Source organism: Peribacillus frigoritolerans, assembly GCF_030676415.1.
Classification (GTDB): Bacteria; Bacillota; Bacilli; order Bacillales; family DSM-1321; genus Peribacillus; species Peribacillus frigoritolerans_A.
Window position 1 is genome coordinate 253,863 of record NZ_JAUUTW010000001.1, and the last position, 19,722, is coordinate 273,584.

At 41.1% G+C, this 19,722-nt stretch carries 28 protein-coding genes; 17 read left to right on the forward strand and 11 right to left on the reverse strand.

Annotated elements, in window-relative coordinates:
• Positions 1 to 58 precede the first annotated feature (58 nt).
• Positions 59 to 973, forward strand: a complete 915-nt coding sequence (lipA, locus tag Q8G36_RS01160) for a lipoyl synthase (protein ID WP_063234033.1) — start codon at positions 59 to 61, stop codon at positions 971 to 973.
• A gap of 39 nt (positions 974 to 1,012) precedes the next feature.
• Here the strand turns inward: lipA and Q8G36_RS01165 are convergent, their stop codons facing one another.
• A complete protein-coding gene (locus Q8G36_RS01165) occupies positions 1,013 to 1,675 on the reverse strand; it encodes a YhcN/YlaJ family sporulation lipoprotein (RefSeq protein ID WP_305158584.1) in 663 nt (220 codons plus the stop codon).
• Between the two features lie 113 nt (positions 1,676 to 1,788).
• On the opposite strand from Q8G36_RS01165, the gene Q8G36_RS01170 reads away from it, so the two are divergent.
• On the forward strand, positions 1,789 to 2,064 hold the full coding sequence (locus tag Q8G36_RS01170) for a YutD family protein (protein WP_305158585.1): 276 nt from the start codon (positions 1,789 to 1,791) through the stop codon (positions 2,062 to 2,064).
• A gap of 30 nt (positions 2,065 to 2,094) precedes the next feature.
• Here the strand turns inward: Q8G36_RS01170 and Q8G36_RS01175 are convergent, their stop codons facing one another.
• Positions 2,095 to 2,382 (reverse strand): cytosolic protein, encoded by a 288-nt coding sequence (locus Q8G36_RS01175; protein ID WP_370694005.1) that lies wholly within the window; start codon positions 2,380 to 2,382, stop codon positions 2,095 to 2,097.
• Between the two features lie 70 nt (positions 2,383 to 2,452).
• Positions 2,453 to 2,719: a DUF3055 domain-containing protein gene (locus Q8G36_RS01180; protein WP_098371475.1), complete on the reverse strand. Its 267-nt coding sequence runs from the start codon at positions 2,717 to 2,719 to the stop codon at positions 2,453 to 2,455.
• A 418-nt stretch (positions 2,720 to 3,137) separates the two neighbouring features.
• Here Q8G36_RS01180 and Q8G36_RS01185 point away from each other — a divergent pair, with 418 nt between their 5' ends.
• Both Q8G36_RS01185 and Q8G36_RS01190 read left to right on the forward strand, forming a co-directional pair.
• A complete protein-coding gene (locus Q8G36_RS01185; RefSeq protein WP_305158586.1) occupies positions 3,138 to 3,575 on the forward strand; it encodes a DUF86 domain-containing protein in 438 nt (145 codons plus the stop codon).
• A gap of 23 nt (positions 3,576 to 3,598) precedes the next feature.
• Entirely contained in the window at positions 3,599 to 4,366 is a 768-nt protein-coding gene (locus tag Q8G36_RS01190) for a TIGR01457 family HAD-type hydrolase (RefSeq protein WP_305158587.1), read from the forward strand.
• Between the two features lie 60 nt (positions 4,367 to 4,426).
• On the opposite strand, the gene Q8G36_RS01195 is transcribed toward Q8G36_RS01190, so the two are convergent.
• Positions 4,427 to 4,924 carry a phosphatidylglycerophosphatase A family protein gene (locus tag Q8G36_RS01195; RefSeq protein ID WP_063234039.1) on the reverse strand — a complete coding sequence of 166 codons (498 nt, stop codon included), beginning with the start codon at positions 4,922 to 4,924 and terminating at the stop codon, positions 4,427 to 4,429.
• Positions 4,925 to 5,124: 200 nt separating this feature from the next.
• Between Q8G36_RS01195 and yutH the strand changes: the two genes are divergently transcribed.
• The 6 genes from yutH to thrB all read left to right on the forward strand — a co-directional run bounded on the left by yutH (position 5,125) and on the right by thrB (position 10,470).
• Positions 5,125 to 6,126 (forward strand): spore coat putative kinase YutH, encoded by a 1,002-nt coding sequence (gene yutH / locus Q8G36_RS01200; RefSeq protein ID WP_305158588.1) that lies wholly within the window; start codon positions 5,125 to 5,127, stop codon positions 6,124 to 6,126.
• 105 nt (positions 6,127 to 6,231) lie between these two features.
• Positions 6,232 to 6,630 (forward strand): hypothetical protein, encoded by a 399-nt coding sequence (locus Q8G36_RS01205; RefSeq protein WP_305158589.1) that lies wholly within the window; start codon positions 6,232 to 6,234, stop codon positions 6,628 to 6,630.
• Between the two features lie 117 nt (positions 6,631 to 6,747).
• Positions 6,748 to 6,981 (forward strand): hypothetical protein, encoded by a 234-nt coding sequence (locus Q8G36_RS01210; protein ID WP_423806835.1) that lies wholly within the window; start codon positions 6,748 to 6,750, stop codon positions 6,979 to 6,981.
• 191 nt (positions 6,982 to 7,172) lie between these two features.
• Positions 7,173 to 8,471 (forward strand): homoserine dehydrogenase, encoded by a 1,299-nt coding sequence (locus Q8G36_RS01215; RefSeq protein WP_305158590.1) that lies wholly within the window; start codon positions 7,173 to 7,175, stop codon positions 8,469 to 8,471.
• The gene (thrC, locus tag Q8G36_RS01220) at positions 8,468 to 9,529 is read left to right on the forward strand and encodes a threonine synthase (RefSeq protein WP_305158591.1); all 1,062 of its coding nucleotides are present in this window, start codon (positions 8,468 to 8,470) and stop codon (positions 9,527 to 9,529) included. Before Q8G36_RS01215 ends, thrC begins: the two co-directional genes overlap by 4 nt.
• A complete protein-coding gene (gene thrB, locus Q8G36_RS01225; RefSeq protein WP_305158592.1) occupies positions 9,526 to 10,470 on the forward strand; it encodes a homoserine kinase in 945 nt (314 codons plus the stop codon). Before thrC ends, thrB begins: the two co-directional genes overlap by 4 nt.
• A 196-nt stretch (positions 10,471 to 10,666) precedes the next feature.
• Here the strand turns inward: thrB and Q8G36_RS01230 are convergent, their stop codons facing one another.
• Complete coding sequence (locus tag Q8G36_RS01230) at positions 10,667 to 10,903, reverse strand: NifU family protein (RefSeq protein WP_305158593.1); 237 nt, start codon at positions 10,901 to 10,903, stop codon at positions 10,667 to 10,669.
• Between the two features lie 167 nt (positions 10,904 to 11,070).
• Here Q8G36_RS01230 and Q8G36_RS01235 point away from each other — a divergent pair, with 167 nt between their 5' ends.
• Complete coding sequence (locus Q8G36_RS01235; RefSeq protein ID WP_305158594.1) at positions 11,071 to 11,400, forward strand: YuzD family protein; 330 nt, start codon at positions 11,071 to 11,073, stop codon at positions 11,398 to 11,400.
• 95 nt (positions 11,401 to 11,495) lie between these two features.
• On the opposite strand, the gene Q8G36_RS01240 is transcribed toward Q8G36_RS01235, so the two are convergent.
• A complete protein-coding gene (locus Q8G36_RS01240; RefSeq protein ID WP_305158595.1) occupies positions 11,496 to 12,563 on the reverse strand; it encodes an NAD(P)/FAD-dependent oxidoreductase in 1,068 nt (355 codons plus the stop codon).
• Between the two features lie 286 nt (positions 12,564 to 12,849).
• On the opposite strand from Q8G36_RS01240, the gene Q8G36_RS01245 reads away from it, so the two are divergent.
• Positions 12,850 to 13,086 carry a YuzB family protein gene (locus Q8G36_RS01245; RefSeq protein ID WP_305158596.1) on the forward strand — a complete coding sequence of 79 codons (237 nt, stop codon included), beginning with the start codon at positions 12,850 to 12,852 and terminating at the stop codon, positions 13,084 to 13,086.
• A gap of 179 nt (positions 13,087 to 13,265) precedes the next feature.
• Here the strand turns inward: Q8G36_RS01245 and Q8G36_RS01250 are convergent, their stop codons facing one another.
• Positions 13,266 to 13,394 carry a DUF2225 domain-containing protein gene (locus tag Q8G36_RS01250; protein ID WP_336622943.1) on the reverse strand — a complete coding sequence of 43 codons (129 nt, stop codon included), beginning with the start codon at positions 13,392 to 13,394 and terminating at the stop codon, positions 13,266 to 13,268.
• A gap of 201 nt (positions 13,395 to 13,595) precedes the next feature.
• Between Q8G36_RS01250 and Q8G36_RS01255 the strand changes: the two genes are divergently transcribed.
• Entirely contained in the window at positions 13,596 to 13,958 is a 363-nt protein-coding gene (locus tag Q8G36_RS01255) for a HesB/IscA family protein (RefSeq protein ID WP_305158597.1), read from the forward strand.
• Positions 13,959 to 14,217: 259 nt separating this feature from the next.
• Here the strand turns inward: Q8G36_RS01255 and Q8G36_RS01260 are convergent, their stop codons facing one another.
• The 3 genes from Q8G36_RS01260 to Q8G36_RS01270 form a co-directional block, all read right to left on the reverse strand.
• Positions 14,218 to 14,607 carry an NAD(P)H-binding protein gene (locus Q8G36_RS01260; RefSeq protein WP_305158598.1) on the reverse strand — a complete coding sequence of 130 codons (390 nt, stop codon included), beginning with the start codon at positions 14,605 to 14,607 and terminating at the stop codon, positions 14,218 to 14,220.
• Between the two features lie 36 nt (positions 14,608 to 14,643).
• A complete protein-coding gene (locus Q8G36_RS01265) occupies positions 14,644 to 14,811 on the reverse strand; it encodes a hypothetical protein (RefSeq protein WP_305158599.1) in 168 nt (55 codons plus the stop codon).
• Positions 14,812 to 15,014: 203 nt separating this feature from the next.
• Entirely contained in the window at positions 15,015 to 16,007 is a 993-nt protein-coding gene (locus tag Q8G36_RS01270) for an NAD(P)/FAD-dependent oxidoreductase (RefSeq protein WP_305158600.1), read from the reverse strand.
• Between the two features lie 475 nt (positions 16,008 to 16,482).
• Here Q8G36_RS01270 and Q8G36_RS01275 point away from each other — a divergent pair, with 475 nt between their 5' ends.
• Positions 16,483 to 17,697: an NAD(P)/FAD-dependent oxidoreductase gene (locus Q8G36_RS01275; protein WP_305158601.1), complete on the forward strand. Its 1,215-nt coding sequence runs from the start codon at positions 16,483 to 16,485 to the stop codon at positions 17,695 to 17,697.
• Here the strand turns inward: Q8G36_RS01275 and Q8G36_RS01280 are convergent.
• A complete protein-coding gene (locus Q8G36_RS01280; RefSeq protein WP_305274906.1) occupies positions 17,694 to 17,843 on the reverse strand; it encodes a hypothetical protein in 150 nt (49 codons plus the stop codon). The two genes, Q8G36_RS01275 and Q8G36_RS01280, sit on opposite strands and share 4 nt — an antisense overlap.
• A gap of 91 nt (positions 17,844 to 17,934) precedes the next feature.
• Here Q8G36_RS01280 and Q8G36_RS01285 point away from each other — a divergent pair, with 91 nt between their 5' ends.
• The 3 genes from Q8G36_RS01285 (at position 17,935) to Q8G36_RS01295 (ending at position 19,662) form a co-directional block, all read left to right on the forward strand.
• Positions 17,935 to 18,414: an NUDIX domain-containing protein gene (locus Q8G36_RS01285; protein WP_305158602.1), complete on the forward strand. Its 480-nt coding sequence runs from the start codon at positions 17,935 to 17,937 to the stop codon at positions 18,412 to 18,414.
• Between the two features lie 107 nt (positions 18,415 to 18,521).
• Positions 18,522 to 18,839 carry a YuiB family protein gene (locus Q8G36_RS01290; RefSeq protein ID WP_305158603.1) on the forward strand — a complete coding sequence of 106 codons (318 nt, stop codon included), beginning with the start codon at positions 18,522 to 18,524 and terminating at the stop codon, positions 18,837 to 18,839.
• A 130-nt stretch (positions 18,840 to 18,969) separates the two neighbouring features.
• Entirely contained in the window at positions 18,970 to 19,662 is a 693-nt protein-coding gene (locus Q8G36_RS01295) for a 3D domain-containing protein (RefSeq protein ID WP_305158604.1), read from the forward strand.
• Positions 19,663 to 19,722: the final 60 nt, after the last annotated feature.

Sequence of the window (19,722 nt, forward strand, 5' to 3'; positions counted from 1 at the left end):
TGCTTTTTTATTGTTAAAGTAGGGTGTGTTAATTTCTATAGAATGGAGTGGCATTTTCATGTCTTCTACAAATAAAGAAATTCTTCGTAAACCAGATTGGTTGAAAATAAAGCTTAATACTAACGAAAATTACCTCGGTTTAAAAAATATGATGCGCGAGAAAAATCTTCATACTGTCTGTGAAGAGGCAAAATGTCCGAATATTCACGAATGCTGGGCAGTGAGGAGAACGGCTACTTTCATGATCTTAGGTGAAATCTGTACAAGGGCTTGCCGTTTTTGTGCTGTTACAACCGGACGTCCGAATGAATTGGACTGGGCTGAACCGGAGCGTGTTGCCGATTCCGTTGTTTTGATGAATTTAAAGCATGTCGTCATTACAGCTGTTGCCCGTGATGATTTAAAGGATGGAGGCGCTGAAGTTTTCGCTGAAACGGTCCGTGCCATCCGACGCAAAAATCCATTTACATCAATTGAAGTATTACCGTCTGATATGGGCGGGGTATTTGAAAATATCAAGACTTTGATGGATGCTAAACCAGATATCCTGAACCATAATATAGAGACTGTCAGAAGTTTATCCGACCGTGTACGGGCTCAGGCCAAGTACGAACGTTCATTGGAGCTTTTAAGAAGAGCCAAGGAACTGTATCCGGAAATTCCGACAAAGTCCAGTTTAATGGTAGGTCTGGGTGAAACGCGGGAGGAAATCCTCGAGACCATGGATGACCTAAGGGCTAATAATGTGGATATCATGACGATTGGCCAGTATTTGCAGCCGACTAAAAAGCATTTAAAGGTGCTGAAATACTACACGCCTGAGGAATTTGCCGAACTGAAAGAACGTGCATTGGAAAAAGGCTTCAGCCATTGTGAATCCGGTCCGCTTGTCCGTTCATCCTACCATGCGGATGAACAGGTTAATGCTGCGGCAAAACATAAGCAAAACAAAGGTGAAGAATTATTGAAATAGAGTGAAAAAAAGGACCGAAAAAATTCGGTCCTTTTTTATTCAAGGGTTATCCATTTTTTGATGGATGTTATCGTGATGATCTCTTTTATCGTTAACCATTTCTCCGTTTTCATTTTCTTCGTCACTCATTTTGTATCCTTGAGGCGACTTCAGCATTCTTTTGATGGTTTGTTCGATCGTATAGTCGATCCCTTTGCTGCCGGATTTCAATGTAGAGAAATTCTCGACATCTTGGGCAAGGTTTTGATAATCATCACTGACGTAGACATGATAGTAGCGAGGCACGATGGACATGGCAGTACGTTTAACTTGGTCTGCGGTTTCCGTCCGATCCTTGGTATTGGTATCGTATACGACAAGAACTTCCTCATCAGTAACGAGGGTAGCGGCATCATTGACATTTGGAATCTGAACACTCAGTTTAGAAATGACATCAGAAAGTTGTTCACGGTCAATGGAAGCAGCTTTGTTGGAAATGTTACGGCCGTCAATGGTTGCACTATTGGTGCGGGTAAAACCGAAATCATCACTTTTATTGTCGTTATTACGATAATCCTCATCATAATATTGAGTTGGATTATTTACGTTTGTTGGGTTACCGGCATTGTTTTTTGCACCGAGTCCCTGATCTTCTTCTTTATCAGCACATCCGGTTAGTGCAATAATCGAGCTTAAACCTATCGTTATTATCGTTTTTTTCATCAATAACACCCCCGTAACTTTAGGATGAACATATTTCTCTATTTTTCGCTTAGTAATTGATGGGGAATCAGTTATAATTTAAAGAAGGAATGTATATATGAGAGGTGAAAACAATGATTAACATCAATAACATGACCTATGAAATAATTGAGAATGAAAGGGAAGGCTATAACGAAGAAGCGTTTAAAGCCAGATACAGTGAGATTTTAACGAAGTATGATTATATAGTAGGGGATTGGGGTTACGGGCAATTGAGGCTGCGTGGATTTTTTGATGATTCTAATCAGAAAGCGACTTTTGATACGAAAATAAGCACGCTTAGTGAATATTTATATGAATACTGCAATTTTGGCTGTCCTTATTTCGTCGTGAAGAAAATAAAGAAATAAAAAGGCCAGAATTCACTCTGGCCTTCCATGTTAAGAGTTACCATATCCTTTATATGGAGGCTGTTCATCTTTTTCTGAATCATCATGTGTCGGATGAGCACCAGGATATTGCCGAGGTAAACCTTCATGCAACGATTTATTTTCATAATTAAAGGCACTTTGATATCGTTGCCCTTCCTGCCACGGTGTGTTTTTATTCTGAACTGGTGCAGCTTTTGCTATGGGTGATCCAAAAGGTCCTTCGGGAAATTCTTCAGGAATTAAATAATCCCTCTGTTTTTCGACATTGGAAAAATCGTGGTATTCTTCTTTGTCCAAGATAATCCCCCCTCATGTAATCGATCTTACATTCAGTAGGTTTCCCGTTTAAGATAAAAAACTTCAGCACTCAGACGATTTCCATTAAAAAGTGACGAAGTTCTTCGGCTTCCGCTTCTGACAACTGAAAGGCATGCTCAAGATAGCCTTCCTCTTCTAAATCATCAGGCCCAATAATCGCGAAACGGTTACTCTGCATATTTAAAACAAGCTTCTTTCCATAAAAACGATCGGTAGTCGTAATGGCCAGATCGAATCTTGATTCCTCTCCCATGAAGCTTATGAACCGGGTTTTTGAATCAACGACGTCATTGTATAAATAAAAACGATCTTCCATAGTATCATTCCCTTCTTATCTTCACATTTGTAGTTCCATCATAACAAAGTGACTTCAATAGGGGAACAGACATTTTTACTGGCTTAAGAACCTCGTCCCTCCTCATGAACCTAAAGGAACCTCCAGTAATCATGGCGTTCATCGATTAAATGAAAATGGTAAGAATATAAATGGGATCGTGAATTGGTTTTCTTGGAGTGGACGCCGGGAAATGCCTCCCGTAGGAAAGGCGATGTGTAAGTCACCGCTTCTGTTAGTAATTGGATGGTACAATGGTTGTGGTTGAAGGAATTGAGAGTAAGGGATAAGCTATGGTATTATCAAGGAATAAGGTTGGTTCGGCACAGGGTTTTAACTATGCTGCCCATTCAACCAATGGTTCCCTATATCATCTTAGATCAGAAAGGATCTGGAAAAAATGTACTTTGTAGACCGCCAAAAGATTGAACAAATATTAGTTTTTCTTGAAAAGCAGCTTGGACTTTTTGAAGGGCATGATAATTGGGATGGAGACCTTTCGGAACTTATCGCTGAAAGGCTCATACAAACTTCCATCGATTCCGTGTTGGATGTAGGAAATGCGGTAATTGATGGTTTTATTATGCGTGATCCAGGAAGTTATGAAGATATTATCGATATCCTTCAAGATGAAAAAGTGATTTCAGAAGAAAAAGCGATACAATTCAAAAAGGTTTTGCCATTAAGGAAAATGCTGGTTCAAGACTTCATTGAAGTGGATCACAAAGAACTGCATGCCGTATTTTCAGAAAATATCGAGGCATTCAAGCAATTCCCTGAGTTGGTGAGGAACTATTTAACAAATGAGTTGGGACCTGTATCAGCTTTTAAAAACTAGCAGCGTTAGGAAGGCGAATTCAAATGAAGTCGTATAAAGGATATTTAATTGACTTAGATGGCACCATGTATCGCGGAACTGAACAAATTGCGGAAGCGGCAGGGTTTATTAATGACCTGAGGAAAAGGGATATCCCTTATTTGTTCGTCACCAATAATTCATCCCGGACTCCGGCACAGGTAGCGGATAAATTGAGAAGCATCGGCATATCGACGGAAGATGACCAGGTTTTCACGACAAGCATGGCCACTGCCAATTACATAGCTGAACAAAAGATAGATGCATCGGTCTATGTGGTGGGTGAAGAAGGCATCATCGAGGCTCTTAAGGAAAAAGGAATGAAGCTTGTGGAAGAGCATCCAGACTTTCTGGTAATGGGCATCGACCGCGGCGTCAATTATGAAAAGTTGTCAAAAGCCTGTCTTGCTGTAAGAAATGGCGCTGTTTTCATTTCGACCAATGGTGATATTGCCATTCCTACTGAGCAAGGCCTTTTGCCCGGGAATGGTGCCTTGACCTCCGTTGTTTCCGTTTCGACTCAGGTACAGCCGATTTTCATTGGAAAACCTGAATCCGTCATAGTGGAGCAAGCTCTAAGAGTATTAGGGGTACCTAAAGAAGAGACGATCATGGTTGGAGATAACTATGATACGGATATCCTTGCCGGCATTAATGCAGGAATCGATACACTGCTTGTACATACTGGCGTAACGACCAAAGAACGCTTAAAGCAATATAAGGAGCAGCCTACGCATGTGGTGGACACCCTCGACTTATGGCGCTTCGAATGAAAAAAACCAGGCCTGCGAATGCAGCCCTGGTTTTTTTATGTCGTGAATATCATAAGCGTACTATTCCGCATTTTCGGTCCTATGGGCAAGCCGGCTTGAAGCGGCAGCTGCAATTGCCCCAACGATATCATCTAAAAAGGTGTTCACCTTACCTGTGCTTTTATCGTTTAAATATTTTAAGATACCCGGCTTTTGTTTATCGATGAAACCATAATTGGTAAAGCCGATGGATCCATAAACATTCACAATTGAAAAAGCCAATATTTCATCGACCCCATAAAGGCCTTCATCTATTTCAATGATGCTCAGCAGAGGCTCCTCGAGCAGTTTTTTCTCAGCTAGAATATCCAACTGTATGCCGGTAAGGATGGCATTTTGGACTTCGCGTTTTGAAAGGACCCGTTCGACATTGTGAAGGCAATCGGACATTTGGAGATTTTCATGGTAGCCAGATTGTAAATACATGACAAGCTCAGCGATATCCTCCAATTTCACTCCTCGTTCAATTAGCCATCTTCGAGCCGTTTTTTCAGACATTGATTGTTCAATATTAGCCATGTCATCACCCATTTCTCTATATTTTAAAGGGATAGTTCTAATGCAGGTAGTTTGATTTGATTAAACTGAACACCCATGATGTTGATTGGAATTTCTAATAAGGTTTCGATAATCATTCAGAAAACGGGTTATTCCACATATATATAAGTATATGATGTCCAATATTTCTATTATATCCATTTGATGAAGGGGGCCATTCCATGATAGAAGAAATCATTTTTAATAATTATGGCATACAGGTGGAGCTTGAAGAAGCCAATATCAGGTTTCCAAGCTTCCGTTCAGGGAATATGGTGTACAGTATCGTTCCCATTGAAAATATGGAGCAGGAGGAATTAGTGGAACGGTATAAAATGTCTCAACATCTGATTTCACAAGGTGATCGTCACGTATCCGCCTTTGTCCTTGCCAATCATGGAAGTTATGTTTCGGAAGCGGATGAACAATTATTTATCCTTCTTGCCAATCAGGCATTGGAAGGTCCTAAAAATTTCAACCCAGGAAGACATCTGGCAAGATTCCATCAGCGAGGAAGAACGATTAATGAAACGATTCGAACATGTTCAAGGATCGGTAAATGGAAAGAACTCTGGGAACAAAGGATCGATCAGTTAGAAAAGATTTGGCGGGATAAGCTCAACGCCCATCCTGATAACCAGTTTGAAAAATTATTTATAGAAACCTTTCCCTATTATATGGTCCTGGGTGAAAATGCGATTCAATATTTAGTCGACACGGAAATTGATGATACCCCGCAAATTGTCGATAGTGGAACGGTATGTTATGAACGTTTTTTACATGATACCTGGAAAAGCAATAAGTGGATGAAAAATCCGTTCGATTGGGTATTCGACCACGGAACCAGGGATGTTGCGGAATGGGTGAGGGAACACTATTTTCAAAATGTGCATACCCATCAGCGGGGCATTGGCCATTTTTTTCACGAATATCAATCCATAGAACCGTTCTCCAGTTTTTCAGCCCGGTTGTTATATTCGAGGATGCTGTTTCCCATTCATTATTTTGAAACTGTGGAAGAGTATTTTTCAAAAACGACGGAATCAAGGTCGAATGAATTGGAGGATAAAATATTTTCGATCACGAAATCCTCCCAACAATATGAGTCCTTCCTTAAACATTTTTATGAATTGGCAGAGGTCCCGGCCAAGCAATATGATTTGCCTAAAATTGACTGGATTTAGATAAAAACGGGAAAGAAATATGATTCATCCTTACTTACTATGTTATGATAATAACAAGATTTTTTAGAATAATTAGATATTTAATCACTACGGAAGGATGGGATCATGAAAAGATTGATGATGGCCGCCCTTTTAGCCCGTTTAATCATACAAACGACAAATCTTGTGAAAGCTGAAACGAAAACAAGTTGCGAAACAACTCCATTCAAGATTGTCATGAAGTCTGCTGCGGATGTGAAAGAAAAGGCTTCATCTTCAAGCAAAACATTAAAAACTTATAAGAAAAGTAAAGAATTATCGGCAAGCGGGAGAACTGGAAACTGGTATAAAGTCTGCCAGTCAAAAAAGACTGCATATATCAATATGGCAGATGTAAAAGAGGTTTTCAGTACCGATGAAAAAGCTCTTCTGAAGAAATCCATTCCCCTTGTTTCTTCTCATAAGTTTGAATCTTGGTACGGCCTTTGGAAGCGAAACGAAGCCGGCCGGAATGAAAATGAGTGAGGGTGATGGGAAATCCACGGTTGGAGTTTATTCATTGATGATCAGGCATCCAAGGATTATAACAAGTGGAAAACCTATAAAGGAAATCCTTCAGTTAAATGGAAGTCTTTCGAAAGGATGAATCATGAACTTTATAAGTATGGGGCGGTCATCAATTATAATACGAATCCCATCGTTAAAGGAAAAGGGAGTGCAATCTTTCTTCATATATGGAGAGGGAGTACAAAGCCGACGGCTGGATGTGCAGCCACAGCCGAAAAGAATGTCCTCAGTTTACTGAAATGGATGGATCCCGTGCAAAAGCCACATATTATCATGGGTACAAATGATTCATTGAAGAGCGTTAAGTGATATTCACCAAAATGGTTTTCCCATAAAAAAATTAGCTTTACCCGTTCTTACTCGTTCAAGGGATGAACGAAAAAAGTTCGTGCATCCATCTTTTATAACTATTGATAATTATATGAATTAAACTTATAATGTCTACTATACAAATACAAATGTTTTCTACAGACAAACAGTTTTTAAGGGGGAACCAAAATATGAAAGCCATCTCGATCGGTTTATTGGGGTTAGGTACAGTTGGATCAGGAGTCGTACAAATCATTGAAAGCCATCAGGACAAGCTCATGCATCAAGTGGGCTGTTCCATATCCATTAAGAAGATACTAGTCAAAGACACGACGAAGGAGCGGCTTGTCGAGGTCGATAAAGGTATGTTAACTGACAATCCTGAGGATATCCTTTCGAATCCCGAGATTGATGTTGTAATAGAAGTGATGGGTGGAATCGAAGAAACACGCGGTTATCTGATGGAGGCAATAAAAAATAAAAAGCATATCGTTACGGCCAATAAAGACCTAATGGCTTTATATGGACCGGAATTGCTGGAATTGGCCACCGAGAATCAATGTGATTTGTTCTATGAAGCAAGTGTTGCAGGGGGAATTCCGATTTTGCGCGGTCTTGTCGATGGATTATCTTCTGACCGCATCACGAAAATGATGGGAATCGTCAATGGAACGACAAACTTCATTTTAACGAAAATGAGCAAGGAAGGCAGAGCTTATGATGACGTATTGAAGGAAGCTCAAGAGCTGGGATTTGCTGAAGCCGATCCGACAGCCGATGTAGGCGGATTGGATGCGGCCCGTAAAATGGCGATCCTATCAACGCTCGGGTTCTCAATGAACATTGGCTTGAATGATGTTGAGGTACAGGGCATTACCAAGATATCCGAAGAGGATTTGAGATATAGTAAGAAGCTTGGTTATACAATGAAATTGATCGGCGTCGCTTCCAGGGCAGGGGATAGGGTCGAAGTAAGTGTCCAGCCTGCACTTCTTCCGGAAGCACATCCGTTAGCATCAGTAAATAATGAGTATAATGCTGTATACGTTTATGGGGAAGCTGTAGGGGAAACGATGTTTTACGGACCGGGGGCTGGCAGTCTTCCTACTGCGACTGCAGTCGTTTCGGATATGGTGACGGTCATCAAGAATATGAGGCTGGGCGTAAATGGCCGCAGTGCCGTTTCACCTCAATTCCCGAAACAATTAAAAGATGCCACTGAGATTTTCGCTAAGTTCTTCATTCGATTACATGTTCAGGATGAAGTTGGCGTTTTAGCCAAAATCACGAATTTATTTGCCGAGCATGGGGTAGGATTCGATAAAATCCTTCAATTGCCTCTGGATGAAAAGGAATCTTCCGAAATCGTATTAGTTACGCACACTGCCACAAAGGCTGCATTTGAGCAAATAATACAGAAATTACATGATTACAATATGGTAAGAGAAGTGAAAAGCACATACAGAGTTGAAGGAGAGGACATCAAATGAGCTGGCAAGGACTTATAAGCACGTATAAAGACTTTTTACCCGTTAATGAAAACACACCTGCTCTAACCCTTTTGGAGGGTAATACACCTTTAATCAGACTGAATCGATTATCCGAAGAGTGGGGAATCGACTTACATGTAAAATATGAGGGGGCAAATCCAACTGGGTCGTTTAAAGACCGCGGAATGGTCATGGCCGTCGCCAAAGCTATAGAAGAGGGCAGCGACACGATCATCTGTGCTTCCACCGGGAATACATCAGCAGCTGCAGCAGCTTATGCGGCCCGTGCCAACCTGCGCTGTATCGTTGTCATCCCGGAAGGTAAAATAGCCATGGGCAAGCTTGCCCAAGCCGTTATGTATGGAGCGGAAATCATCTCGATCGAAGGGAACTTCGACCAGGCTTTAAAAATCGTCCGTTCACTTAGTGAGAACTCACCGATAACTCTTGTGAATTCGGTCAACCCATACCGGATTGAAGGGCAGAAGACAGCGGCTTTCGAAATTTGTGACGCTCTCGGCTCTGCACCGGATATTTTGGCGCTACCAGTCGGGAATGCAGGTAATATAACTGCTTACTGGAAAGGGTTTAAAGAATATAACGAATCGAAACAAACGGGCCTTCCTGAAATGAGAGGGTTCGAAGCTGAAGGTGCGGCTGCAATTGTCCGGGATAGCATTATTGAAAATCCAGAAACGATTGCAACAGCCATCCGGATTGGAAATCCTGCCAGTTGGAACTTTGCTGTGGAAGCAGCAAATGAATCCAAAGGCAAAATTGATGAGGTGACAGATGAAGAAATTCTGGAAGCCTATCATTTCCTTGCTAAAAAAGAAGGGGTATTTGCAGAGCCGGCATCATGTGCTTCCATTGCAGGTATCTATAAACAATTAAAAAGCGGTGAAATCAAAAAAGGAAGTAAGATTGTTGCTGTATTGACTGGAAATGGATTGAAAGATCCGAATGTGGCAGTCAATACAAGCACGATTCAACCGACATTGCTGCCAATGGATGAAGAAGTCATTTTAGAACATCTGCAGGGTGTGAAACAGGCATGAGTGCAGAATCAGAGATGTTCTTGATCCGTGTACCAGCAAGTACGGCCAACTTAGGACCAGGATTCGATTCCATAGGCTTGGCGCTAGGACTTTACTTGGAAATACACGGATCTTCTTCAGATCATTGGGAAGTCGTTCCACTTTCAGAGGAAATGTCTGTTTTTCCAAGGGATGATCGTAATTACATCGTCCAAATTGCCAAGGAAACGGCGGCTTCCTATGGAAAGGAACTATCCCCATGCCGGCTATTCGTCTCTAGTGAAATTCCACTGGCGAGGGGGCTTGGAAGCAGTGCCTCTGCCATTGTGGCGGGGATTGAATTGGCGAACATCGTTGGTGAACTTCATTTATCCGATGAGGAGAAGAATAGGCATGCTTCCCTCTTTGAAGGGCATCCGGATAATGCTGGGGCATCTGTGTATGGCGGATTGGTTGTGGGCCTTCATACGGAGGAAAGGACGGATGTCGTGTCGTTTCCGATCGAGGGAATTAAGATGATTGCTGTCATTCCCAGCTTTGAATTGCTTACTGAGGATTCAAGAAATGTCCTTCCGAATTCGCTTTCCTATAAAGATGCGATAAGCGGAAGTGCAGCAGCAAATGTTTTGCTGGCAGGAGTTCTATCGAAAGATTGGAAGCTTGTTGGTGAAATGATGCAAAGTGATCGTTTCCATCAACCATATAGAGCGGAGTTGGTCCCTCATTTAGCGCTCATAGAAGAAGTTGTCCTTAATGAAGGCGGATTTGGTGCAGCCCTAAGCGGAGCAGGACCAACTGTTCTATGCTTGGCATCCGCAGAAAAAAGTGAAAGTTTGCTCACTGGATTGAAGGAAAGATTTCCGGAATTTCTTGTGAAAGAATTGGAAATCGATAATGATGGCAGTTATACGGCAATCCTTTCGGAACAGGAAAAAAAGGAATTGAAATTTTTGAAATCGTGAGCCGTGTTTCATTCACTGCCCATATAAAAAAGCTGACTCGCGTCAAGCCGTATCAATTCATTTGATAGGGCAAAAGCCGAGTCAGCTTTATTTTTATTACACAGTCCAGAAAAGGTTCCGGCCTGCATGAAAAAGGTTGAACGTTTATAGATGAAGTGATCCTTCATCCATACGCTGCATGTTATTTAAAGGGCTATTAGAAAACTTGTTCAACTTCCACTACACCAGGAACTTCTTCTAGAAGGGCGCGCTCAATCCCAGCTTTTAGCGTAATGGTCGAACTTGGACAGCTTCCGCATGCTCCTAGTAATCGTAATTTTACAATTCCATCTTCTACGTCAACTAGTTCACAGTCACCGCCATCACGAAGAAGAAACGGACGAAGCTTATCTAGGACATCTTGAACTTGAACTTCCATTGTTTGTTCAGACATTGCAATCGACTCCTTTCCTACTCATATTATAATGCGAAGGTAGTAAAAAATCCAACTGTAACTTTGCGGAAATATAATCTATATTATTCTGGTAAGATGGAAACAGGTGATTGTTTCTAAAAAGTATTCAAAATGAAGCAAATATACTAAAATGAAGGAGGAAGAGTATGGTTATGAAAGAAATTGAGATAGAAGTGTATGGAGCGGAGCAAATTTGCGCGAGCTGTGTGAATCTCCCCTCTTCGAAAGATACCTGCGAGTGGCTTGAAGCCGCTTTAACGAGAAAGTTTCCTGAGCAGAAGTTCAAAATATCCTATATAGATATGTATAACCCTCCAGAAACGTTGAAGCAAAAGAGCTTTGCTGCGAAGATGATCGAAGATGATTTATTTTATCCACTGGTCCTCATCGAAGGGGAAATCATTGCAGAAGGAAATGTGCGTCTCAAAAAAGTGGTGGAAACTATGGAAAAATATGGATATATTATTCAAGCGTGATATATAATGAAAGAAATAAGAAAAACTGACCCATGAATGAGCTATATGCAGCTCCATGGGCCAGTTTTTAAAAATGTAACATAAATGGGTTGGAATTAACCGTTATGGTATTTATACATCCAAAGAATGCCTGATTTCATCAGGCGTGCCACTCTACCGGTGATTGGACGATTTGCAACGAGACCAAAACCTTGTTTCTTCCCGAGGGAACCTAATGTTCCTTTTAATTTCATTGTAGGGAAGCTTTCTGGAAGTGGTTCATTTGCCCATCTCTTCACAAGAACTTGGACTATTTGCTCAGCTTGGGACTCCGCTAATTGAGCACTAGGTGCATGAGGCAGGCTCGCACAGTCGCCGACCACAAAGATGCTGTCATCATTAGGAAGGAAATGCTGAGGAGTCAGAACAGCTCTTCCTTGACGGTCTTTTTCAATATCCATATCGCGGATGATCTTACTTGGCTGAATTCCAGCTGTCCATACGATGACGTCGCTTTGAACGGCTTCGTCGCCATTATAAAGAAGGTTTGGCTCAACTTTCGTTATATTTGAATGATGGACGATTTCGATTGTATGTTTATCGAACCATGATTCGACAAAGGTACTTAATCTTTCTGGGAAAGCAGATAGAATATGCGGTCCACGGTCGAATAGCTTAACGTTTAAGTCTGAACGGCTTTCAATCAATTCACTTGCAAGCTCAACACCACTCAGTCCGCCACCAACGATAGAAACGGTTGCACCGGCACCTAAATTATTCAAAGCAGAATATGTGCGGCGTGATTTATCGATTGTTTGGATACTGTAAGTGTGTGTGTCTGCACCAGGAATATTGTGGTATTTATCTTCGCAGCCAAGGCCAATGACTAAATCATCATAAACGACAGGATCTTGATTTTCTATAATGACCTGTTTATTTTCCATATCGATGGAAAGTACTTCTCCGTATACGTTCTTCAAGCGAGGATGTTCAGGAAATGCAACACGGATGTGCTGATCTGGAATGGTACCTGCTGCTAAAGCATAATATTCCGTTTTTAAGCAGTGATAAGGATTACGGTCGATAAGCGTGATGCTCACATTTTCAGGAAGCTGATTAGGCAGCAATCTTTGCAACATGCGCATACCACCATACCCGCCACCAAGTATGACTAGATTCTTCATATGATTTTTCCCCTTTATTTGATCTCTTGAAAAATTTGACTAGCTTTTACTATAGGATTCCCCCAAATGGTCCCCTTTAAAGTTTAATTAAATATATATACCCCAATTAGTAGTAAGAATAAAAAATTAGATAATTTTCTTTTTTTACGTACCCCGACAAAAGTATAACGAATATAAAAGGAAATCACAACCGATATCTTGAATTCGGCTGATTTTTTATGCGTAAATATTGACTGTAAATGGGAAAAGTAATAAGATGGTTTGTTAGTAACTGTGAGGTGAAACAATGTACCCGATTATTGAATTTTGTGTAAGCAATCTTGCCAGCGGCGCTCAGGAGGCTCTGGAAAGATTGGAGCGGGATCCGAATTTAGATATCATAGAATATGGTTGTCTGGGATATTGCGGCAAATGCTCCAGTAACTTATATGCGCTTGTAAACGGTGAAGTGGTTTCCGGTGACACTACGGATGAATTGGTAGATAAAATATATAAGTACATTGATGAATTTGAAATGTTTTAATCATCAACGGTGAATACAAAGGCTGTTCCTGAAAGGAACAGCCTTTGTATTATCAGTCGGGAGCTGACTTTTTCCATAATGATTCCCATTGTAGTGGTGTGGGAGTACCGGGAGAAACCCTCGGAATAAGAAAAAATATTATAGTAAAGTGCGTTAACGGCTGAATTAGCATGAAGCGGTCAAAAGTCCGTGTCATATTTAGCTGCTTTTACAAAACGCGACCGTACCTTTTTAGTGGTTGATTTTTGTTTGCATAAAAGGCATTCCATGCTTTTGTCATATAGAGGATGGATACCTTCGATGGAGATTACCCCTTACTGTAATTCGGGATTGGGTCTAATGGAACGGCTCGTTTTACCTATATCTATTATAAAGTAATTTTTGTTGGTAAAATAGGTGGGGGTATATGAATTTTTTCAAGCTGGAAAATTGAGCGTGGGAATTTCTTTGGTATATACTATAAAGAGAAATAGTTGTATCTCACATATCAGAAGAAGGAGGGATTTATTGTGAGTGAAGTTGTTCAAATAACGGAAGCTGCCGCTTTTCAGATAAAAGAAATGATGAAACAAAATGGTGAAGAGGGTTCCTTTTTAAGAGTGGCCGTTAAAGGCGGAGGCTGCAGTGGATTATCCTACGGAATGGGTTTTGAACAAGAGCCCGGAGAAAAAGATAGCCAGCTGGAACAGTTTGATATTAAGATCCTTGTTGATGGCGAGGATGCAGATATATTGAATGGAACGGTAATTGATTATAAACAAACGATGATGGGTGGAGGCTTTACGATCGAAAATCCAAATGCCATCGCTTCATGCGGTTGCGGGTCTTCCTTCAAAACGGCAAAAAACGCCGGTACGCCGGAGAACTGCTAAGAAACTCTAATACTTTAGAAAAGGGGGGCACTTTAACTAGTGCCCTCCTTAGTTTTTAGGAAAAAGGAGTTCGGAATTTTCTCATCCCGAACCATGATCAAGACTAGGTTAGTGAATGGTCGGAATAGTGCTCCAGATGAAAACGATTGGAACGTTTTTTAAAGAAAAAACTGTAGGCAAACTCGCTTTCTTCGAATTTGTCTACAGTCTAGGGAGCACTTTAACAAGTGTTGCCTTTTACATGCTTATATTTGCTGCCTTAAATATTGTTCAGGGCCTCTTTGATTCGGAGGGTGCCACTGAAAATCTTGAATGTTTTATTGAATGTTTTTTCCTCTATGACTGATTGGGCAAGAACGGCGGCGACATCGGTTCTTGGAATGGACTTATTAGTATGATCCACTTTCTCATCCGCAAAGATTTTTCCTATGGCTTGTTCATTTGTCAAAGTAACCGGCCGGACAATTGTGTATGTCAGCTCGCTTGCTTTTAAATATTCATCGGCATCATGCTTTGCTTCGAGATAATGGCGCATTCCTTCTTGGGCTTGTTCCGGATTATCAGAACCGAAAGAGCTTAACATGACAAAACGTTCAATACCATTCTTCTTGGCGGCATCAACCAGTTTAATGGCTCCATTCTTATCCACAGCTGTCGTTTTATCCGGCCCTGTTTTTGGTCCAGATCAGCCGGCAAAAATGTTGGCTTCCATGTTATCCACTGCTTTATCCACATTTCCCTCTAAATCTGCAAGGATTGGATGTCCGCCGAGTTCTTTTATCGTTTGAGCCTGTTCCTCTTTCCGGATCATCCCGTATACAGTCATTTGCGGATTTTTTTGATAATTCCCCAATGAGCTTCTTTCCGGTCGTTCCGTTGGCTCCTGCAATTAAAATGTTTATATAGGTGCATTCCCCTTTCATGGCTTCTCCTACTCTTTACCCTTAGAATGACTAGGGTAAGCACTGTGGATAACTAATGAGAAAAAGTTATCCACAATCATCGGATTGGGGACAACAAAAAACCCGGCTATGAAAGCCGGGTTATTGCGTGATTTTAAAACATGGAAGAACTGTGCATCGGCTGAACTTTTGCTTTTGGGTCAATATATTGTTTGGCGTGATTGACGGCAGTGGGTGCCTCACCAAAACCACTTGCAATTAATTTTACTTTGCCATCATATGTTGCAATATCACCTGCTGCATAAATTCCCGGGATATTCGTTTCCATTCTGGAATTCACCAAAATACTGTTCTTCTGGATATCAAGTCCCCATTCCTTAATGGGACCAAGAGAAGAAACGAAGCCATAATTGACGATGACTGCATCTACCTCCATGGTCTCTGTATCTTCACCATTTGTATCCTTGATGACAATTGTATGAATCCGTCCGTCGGTACCAATCAACTCTGAAGGTATGTAAGGAGTCTTTATTTCAACTTTTGAATTTTTAAGTGTTTCTACACTATGTTCGTGGGCACGGAATTTATCTCTTCTGTGAATGATGCTCACTTTCTCGGCGATCGGTTCCAGCATTAGGGCCCAGTCCACTGCTGAATCCCCACCTCCGAAGACCACCACTTTTTTGCCGGCAAAATGATTGAGGTCGTCGATGAAATAGTGAAGGTTGCCGCTTTCATATTTTTTTGCATCATCAATTTCAATCCGGCGGGGTTGGAAAGCCCCATTTCCAGCTGTGATGATAATCGTTTTGGAGTAATGGATTTCTTTATCGGTCGTTAATTTGAAAACTCCATCGGCTTGCTTTTCGACTTCTTGAACGGCTTGTTCCAGGACAACATCCTGTTCGAACTTTGCCATTTGTTCTTTCAAATTATTCACTAGCTCCTGAGCGAGCACTTTGGGGAAACCAGCGATATCATAGATGTATTTCTCAGGATAAAGGGCCGACAATTGTCCGCCTAATTGTGGTAGGCTCTCGATGATTTTTACGGATGCCTGCCTCATTCCTCCATAAAATGCAGTGAATAATCCAACTGGGCCTCCGCCAATGATGGTAATATCATAAACTTTTTCATTAACTTCCAACGTTATCCCTCCGATATACTAGGTTTGCTGAAATTTATCTTCTTATTTTAACATAGATGATCTTTTAAAAAACGGATAAAGTTTGAAAAATGAGAAAGTTTTGACTATATATGGACAGTTTCATGATGAATGTTCTTTATCCTCTTTCAAAAGTGGGTGAAATTACGGTTTACCAATGTTAAGCATATCGTATAAATATGGTTCGGAACTGGGTGAAAAATACCGTTTTTCGGCTTTATTTTAACCTGAAAAAGTTCGGTTTGTTACTTGAAAAAGGTATGGAAAAAGACTAATATTTACTTAGACATCATTTGGTAAAATTTTTATGAATTTTTTATGACATTTACGAAGTGTTACGTGAAATACGTCACAAATGTATAAGAGTGCTTTTTATAATGGAAATTAATAAGATAGACAATATATTTTAGTTATGGAAAGCATCACAAGAAAATATCGTAAAGGTGGAAGAATACTTTTGAAAAAGCCAACAATCGTTGTTTTAGGAGCAGGTTATGGTGGATTGATGACTGTTACTCGCTTACAGAAGGCATTAGGTCAAAATGAAGCAGAAATCGTATTAGTTAACAAAAATGATTACCACTATGAAACAACATGGCTGCATGAGGCATCCGCTGGAACGCTTCATCATGATCGTGTCCGCTACCCAATCAAAAGTGTCATTAACAGCAAAGTTAAATTCATCCAGGATTCTGTTTTGGAAGTGAAAACAGAGAACAAAAAGGTCATCCTTGAAAACGGCGAAATTTCTTATGATTATTTAGTGATTGGACTTGGACCTGAATCGGAAACATTCGGAATCCAAGGGCTAAAAGAATATGCTTTTTCTATCTCTAACGTGAACACTGCACGAAAAATCCGTGACCATATCCAATTGCAATTCGCTACGTACAGTTCTGAGGTCGAGAAGAATGAAGACCGCTTGACGATCGTTGTTGGAGGAGCAGGATTTACGGGTATCGAATTCCTTGGCGAATTGGCTAACCGTGTCCCTGAACTTTGTAAAGAATACGACATCGATTTCCAAAAGGTCCGTATGTACTGTGTGGAGGCAGCACCAGCCGTCCTCCCTGGCTTCGATCCGGAATTGGTGGATTATGCAGTATCTTACCTTGAGAAAAAAGGTGTGGAATTCAAAATCGGTACACCGATCAAGGGGGCGACTCCTGAAGGCATCATCGTGGCAAAAGGCGAAGATGAAGTGGAAGAAATCAAGGCGGGAACTGTTGTATGGGCAGCTGGCGTACGTGGTAACTCCGTGATAGAGGCTTCCGGTTTTGAAGCTATGCGCGGACGTATAAAAGTGAACCTAGACATGCGGGCTCCGGGTCATGACGATATTTTCATCGTAGGGGATTGCGCTTTGATCATCAACGAGGAGATTAATCGTCCATATCCACCTACTGCACAAATAGCTATGCAGCAAGGTGAGGTCATTGCGAAGAACCTGACTAAATTGGTTCGTAACGAAAGCGACCTTGAAACGTTCACTTTCGAAAACAAAGGAACGGTATGTTCACTCGGTGAAGACAACGCGATTGGTGTTGTATTCGGCAAGAAGGTTACAGGTAAGACTGCATCATTCATGAAGAAAATGGTTGATAACAGAGCATTGTTAATGATTGGCGGAGCTTCCCTTGTTGCTAAAAAAGGTAAATTCAACGTCCTTTAATTTTTCGATAGATCAATAATGGCCATTTGGGGATTGTCCCCGAATGGCTTTTTCATTGGCATTCTCATGCTTGTTGGGTGTGCCATTCGAGGGGAGTATGCACTTTTCTTATGCGGAATATAATGGGGATGACGAAGCTTAATCAAGGAAAGGATCCTTAATCTTTGGCATCATCTTATGCTTTTCTGCTGGTTGGAGTTTACACTAATTATAAGGAATGTAGGGGAAGTGGGTTTTGTGGAACGATGCAAAAATGTTTGGCTGGCAGTGTCCGGCCTTGTGATATCTGAAAATGGTGAGTGGCTGGTCGTGAACAAAAGGTATGGCGGATTGAAAGGGCAATGGTCGCTTCCGGCAGGTTTTGTAAAAAATGATGAAACCGTCGATGAAGCTGTCGTAAGGGAAGTGTTGGAGGAGACGGGGATTCATACAGAAATCGAAGGCATTGTGGGAGTGAGAAGCGGAGTCATCAAAGGGGATATAAGTGATAATATGTTGATATTTTTACTTAAACCGATCAGTTTTGACGTAACCGCTCAATTGGATGAATTATATGAAGCTAAATTTTATGACCCTGATTTACTCATACAGGAGGGGAAGCAATCCTTATTATTGGAACAGCTTTTAGCTTTTAAAAAGGAAAGAATGCAGACGATGCTAGACGGGTTGAACCCGGGAGACCAATTTGGATATACATCATATAAATTATTCATGTGATTTGGGTAATTATCTTTTCTTCGGTATTATTTGGAATAAGTCGTTGACGCAGCAATTATTTTTTCAGTAAACTAAAGATGTCGCTTTTAAGGAGGGTCAAGAATAACATGCCATTGCCTGTTTTAATTATCTCAATACTCTTATTTTTCATATTGTTTTTCGGAATTGGCTTTTTGCTGAATATGCTCTTTCGTTCTTCGTGGATCATGGTCATCTTATTTCCACTCGTCTTCATCATCATTGTCAATGAAACAAAGCTCATAGAATATTTTAGAAATCCGGGAATCTCTTTTTCTAATCTTGGAACGAACCTTACATCCTTGCATACGGCAGACATCATCATTTTATCAAGTGGGCTGCTTGGCGCGGTTTTAGCTGGAGTGGTCATCAGGATTCTAAGGAATAAAGGATATCAAATGTTTTGAAAGTGGGAAGGGCCGTCAATTATGGACGGTCCTTTTTTTGTAAGGAAAATTGGATCTTTTCATGCTTCATGAATACTTTCACTCTGGAAAGGGAACAAATATCCTTGTGAGAGGAGTGGAACTAATACATATGAAGATTGTAAAGGCATTATTTTTGAGGGTTGCTATTATCATATTATTTATCTTGGCCATCGACTCAACCTTAAATCATGTTTTTGGGGCTGTGCTTGAAGATCATCCTTTTGAAGAGGCAATGAGACAACATCGAATGCTTGGTCTCGAATATAAAGCGATCCATAGTGGAGGTCAAGTGGCAACGCTAATGGCATCGGCATCCACTAGCAATGGTCCCACGACGATAGCGGAGGCAATCGAACTCTCGAAATACCCGAAGCATGAAGTTTTGGCTACGGGATATACAGCAGGGTATGAGTCAACCGGAAAGTACCCGGAAAGCCCATCCTATGGAATCACATATTCAGGGGTGAAGGTGAAACGGGATCTGTTTTCCACCATTGCCGCCGATCTTGCCGTATTCCCTCTCGGAACCATCCTTTGGATTCCGGGCTATGGATATGGGGTTGTAGCCGACAAGGGTGGTGCGATCAAAGGGAACCACCTGGATCTATACTACGAAACGGTACAAGATGTGTATGAGAACTGGGGAAAGAAAACCCTTGAAGTATATATTGTCCAAAAAGGGAACGGGGAGTTATCCGAAGAACAGTTAAGCAAGTTGAATGAAACCAAGATCAGGCAGGTATTCAAGCCGAAAATCGCTGAGAAAACACTGAACGAGAATGTATCTTCCTTTGCTTTTTAATGATTGATAGGCAAATCGGAGAAAGTGAAGGTGAAAGGCTGCCTCAATTAAGGCAGCCTT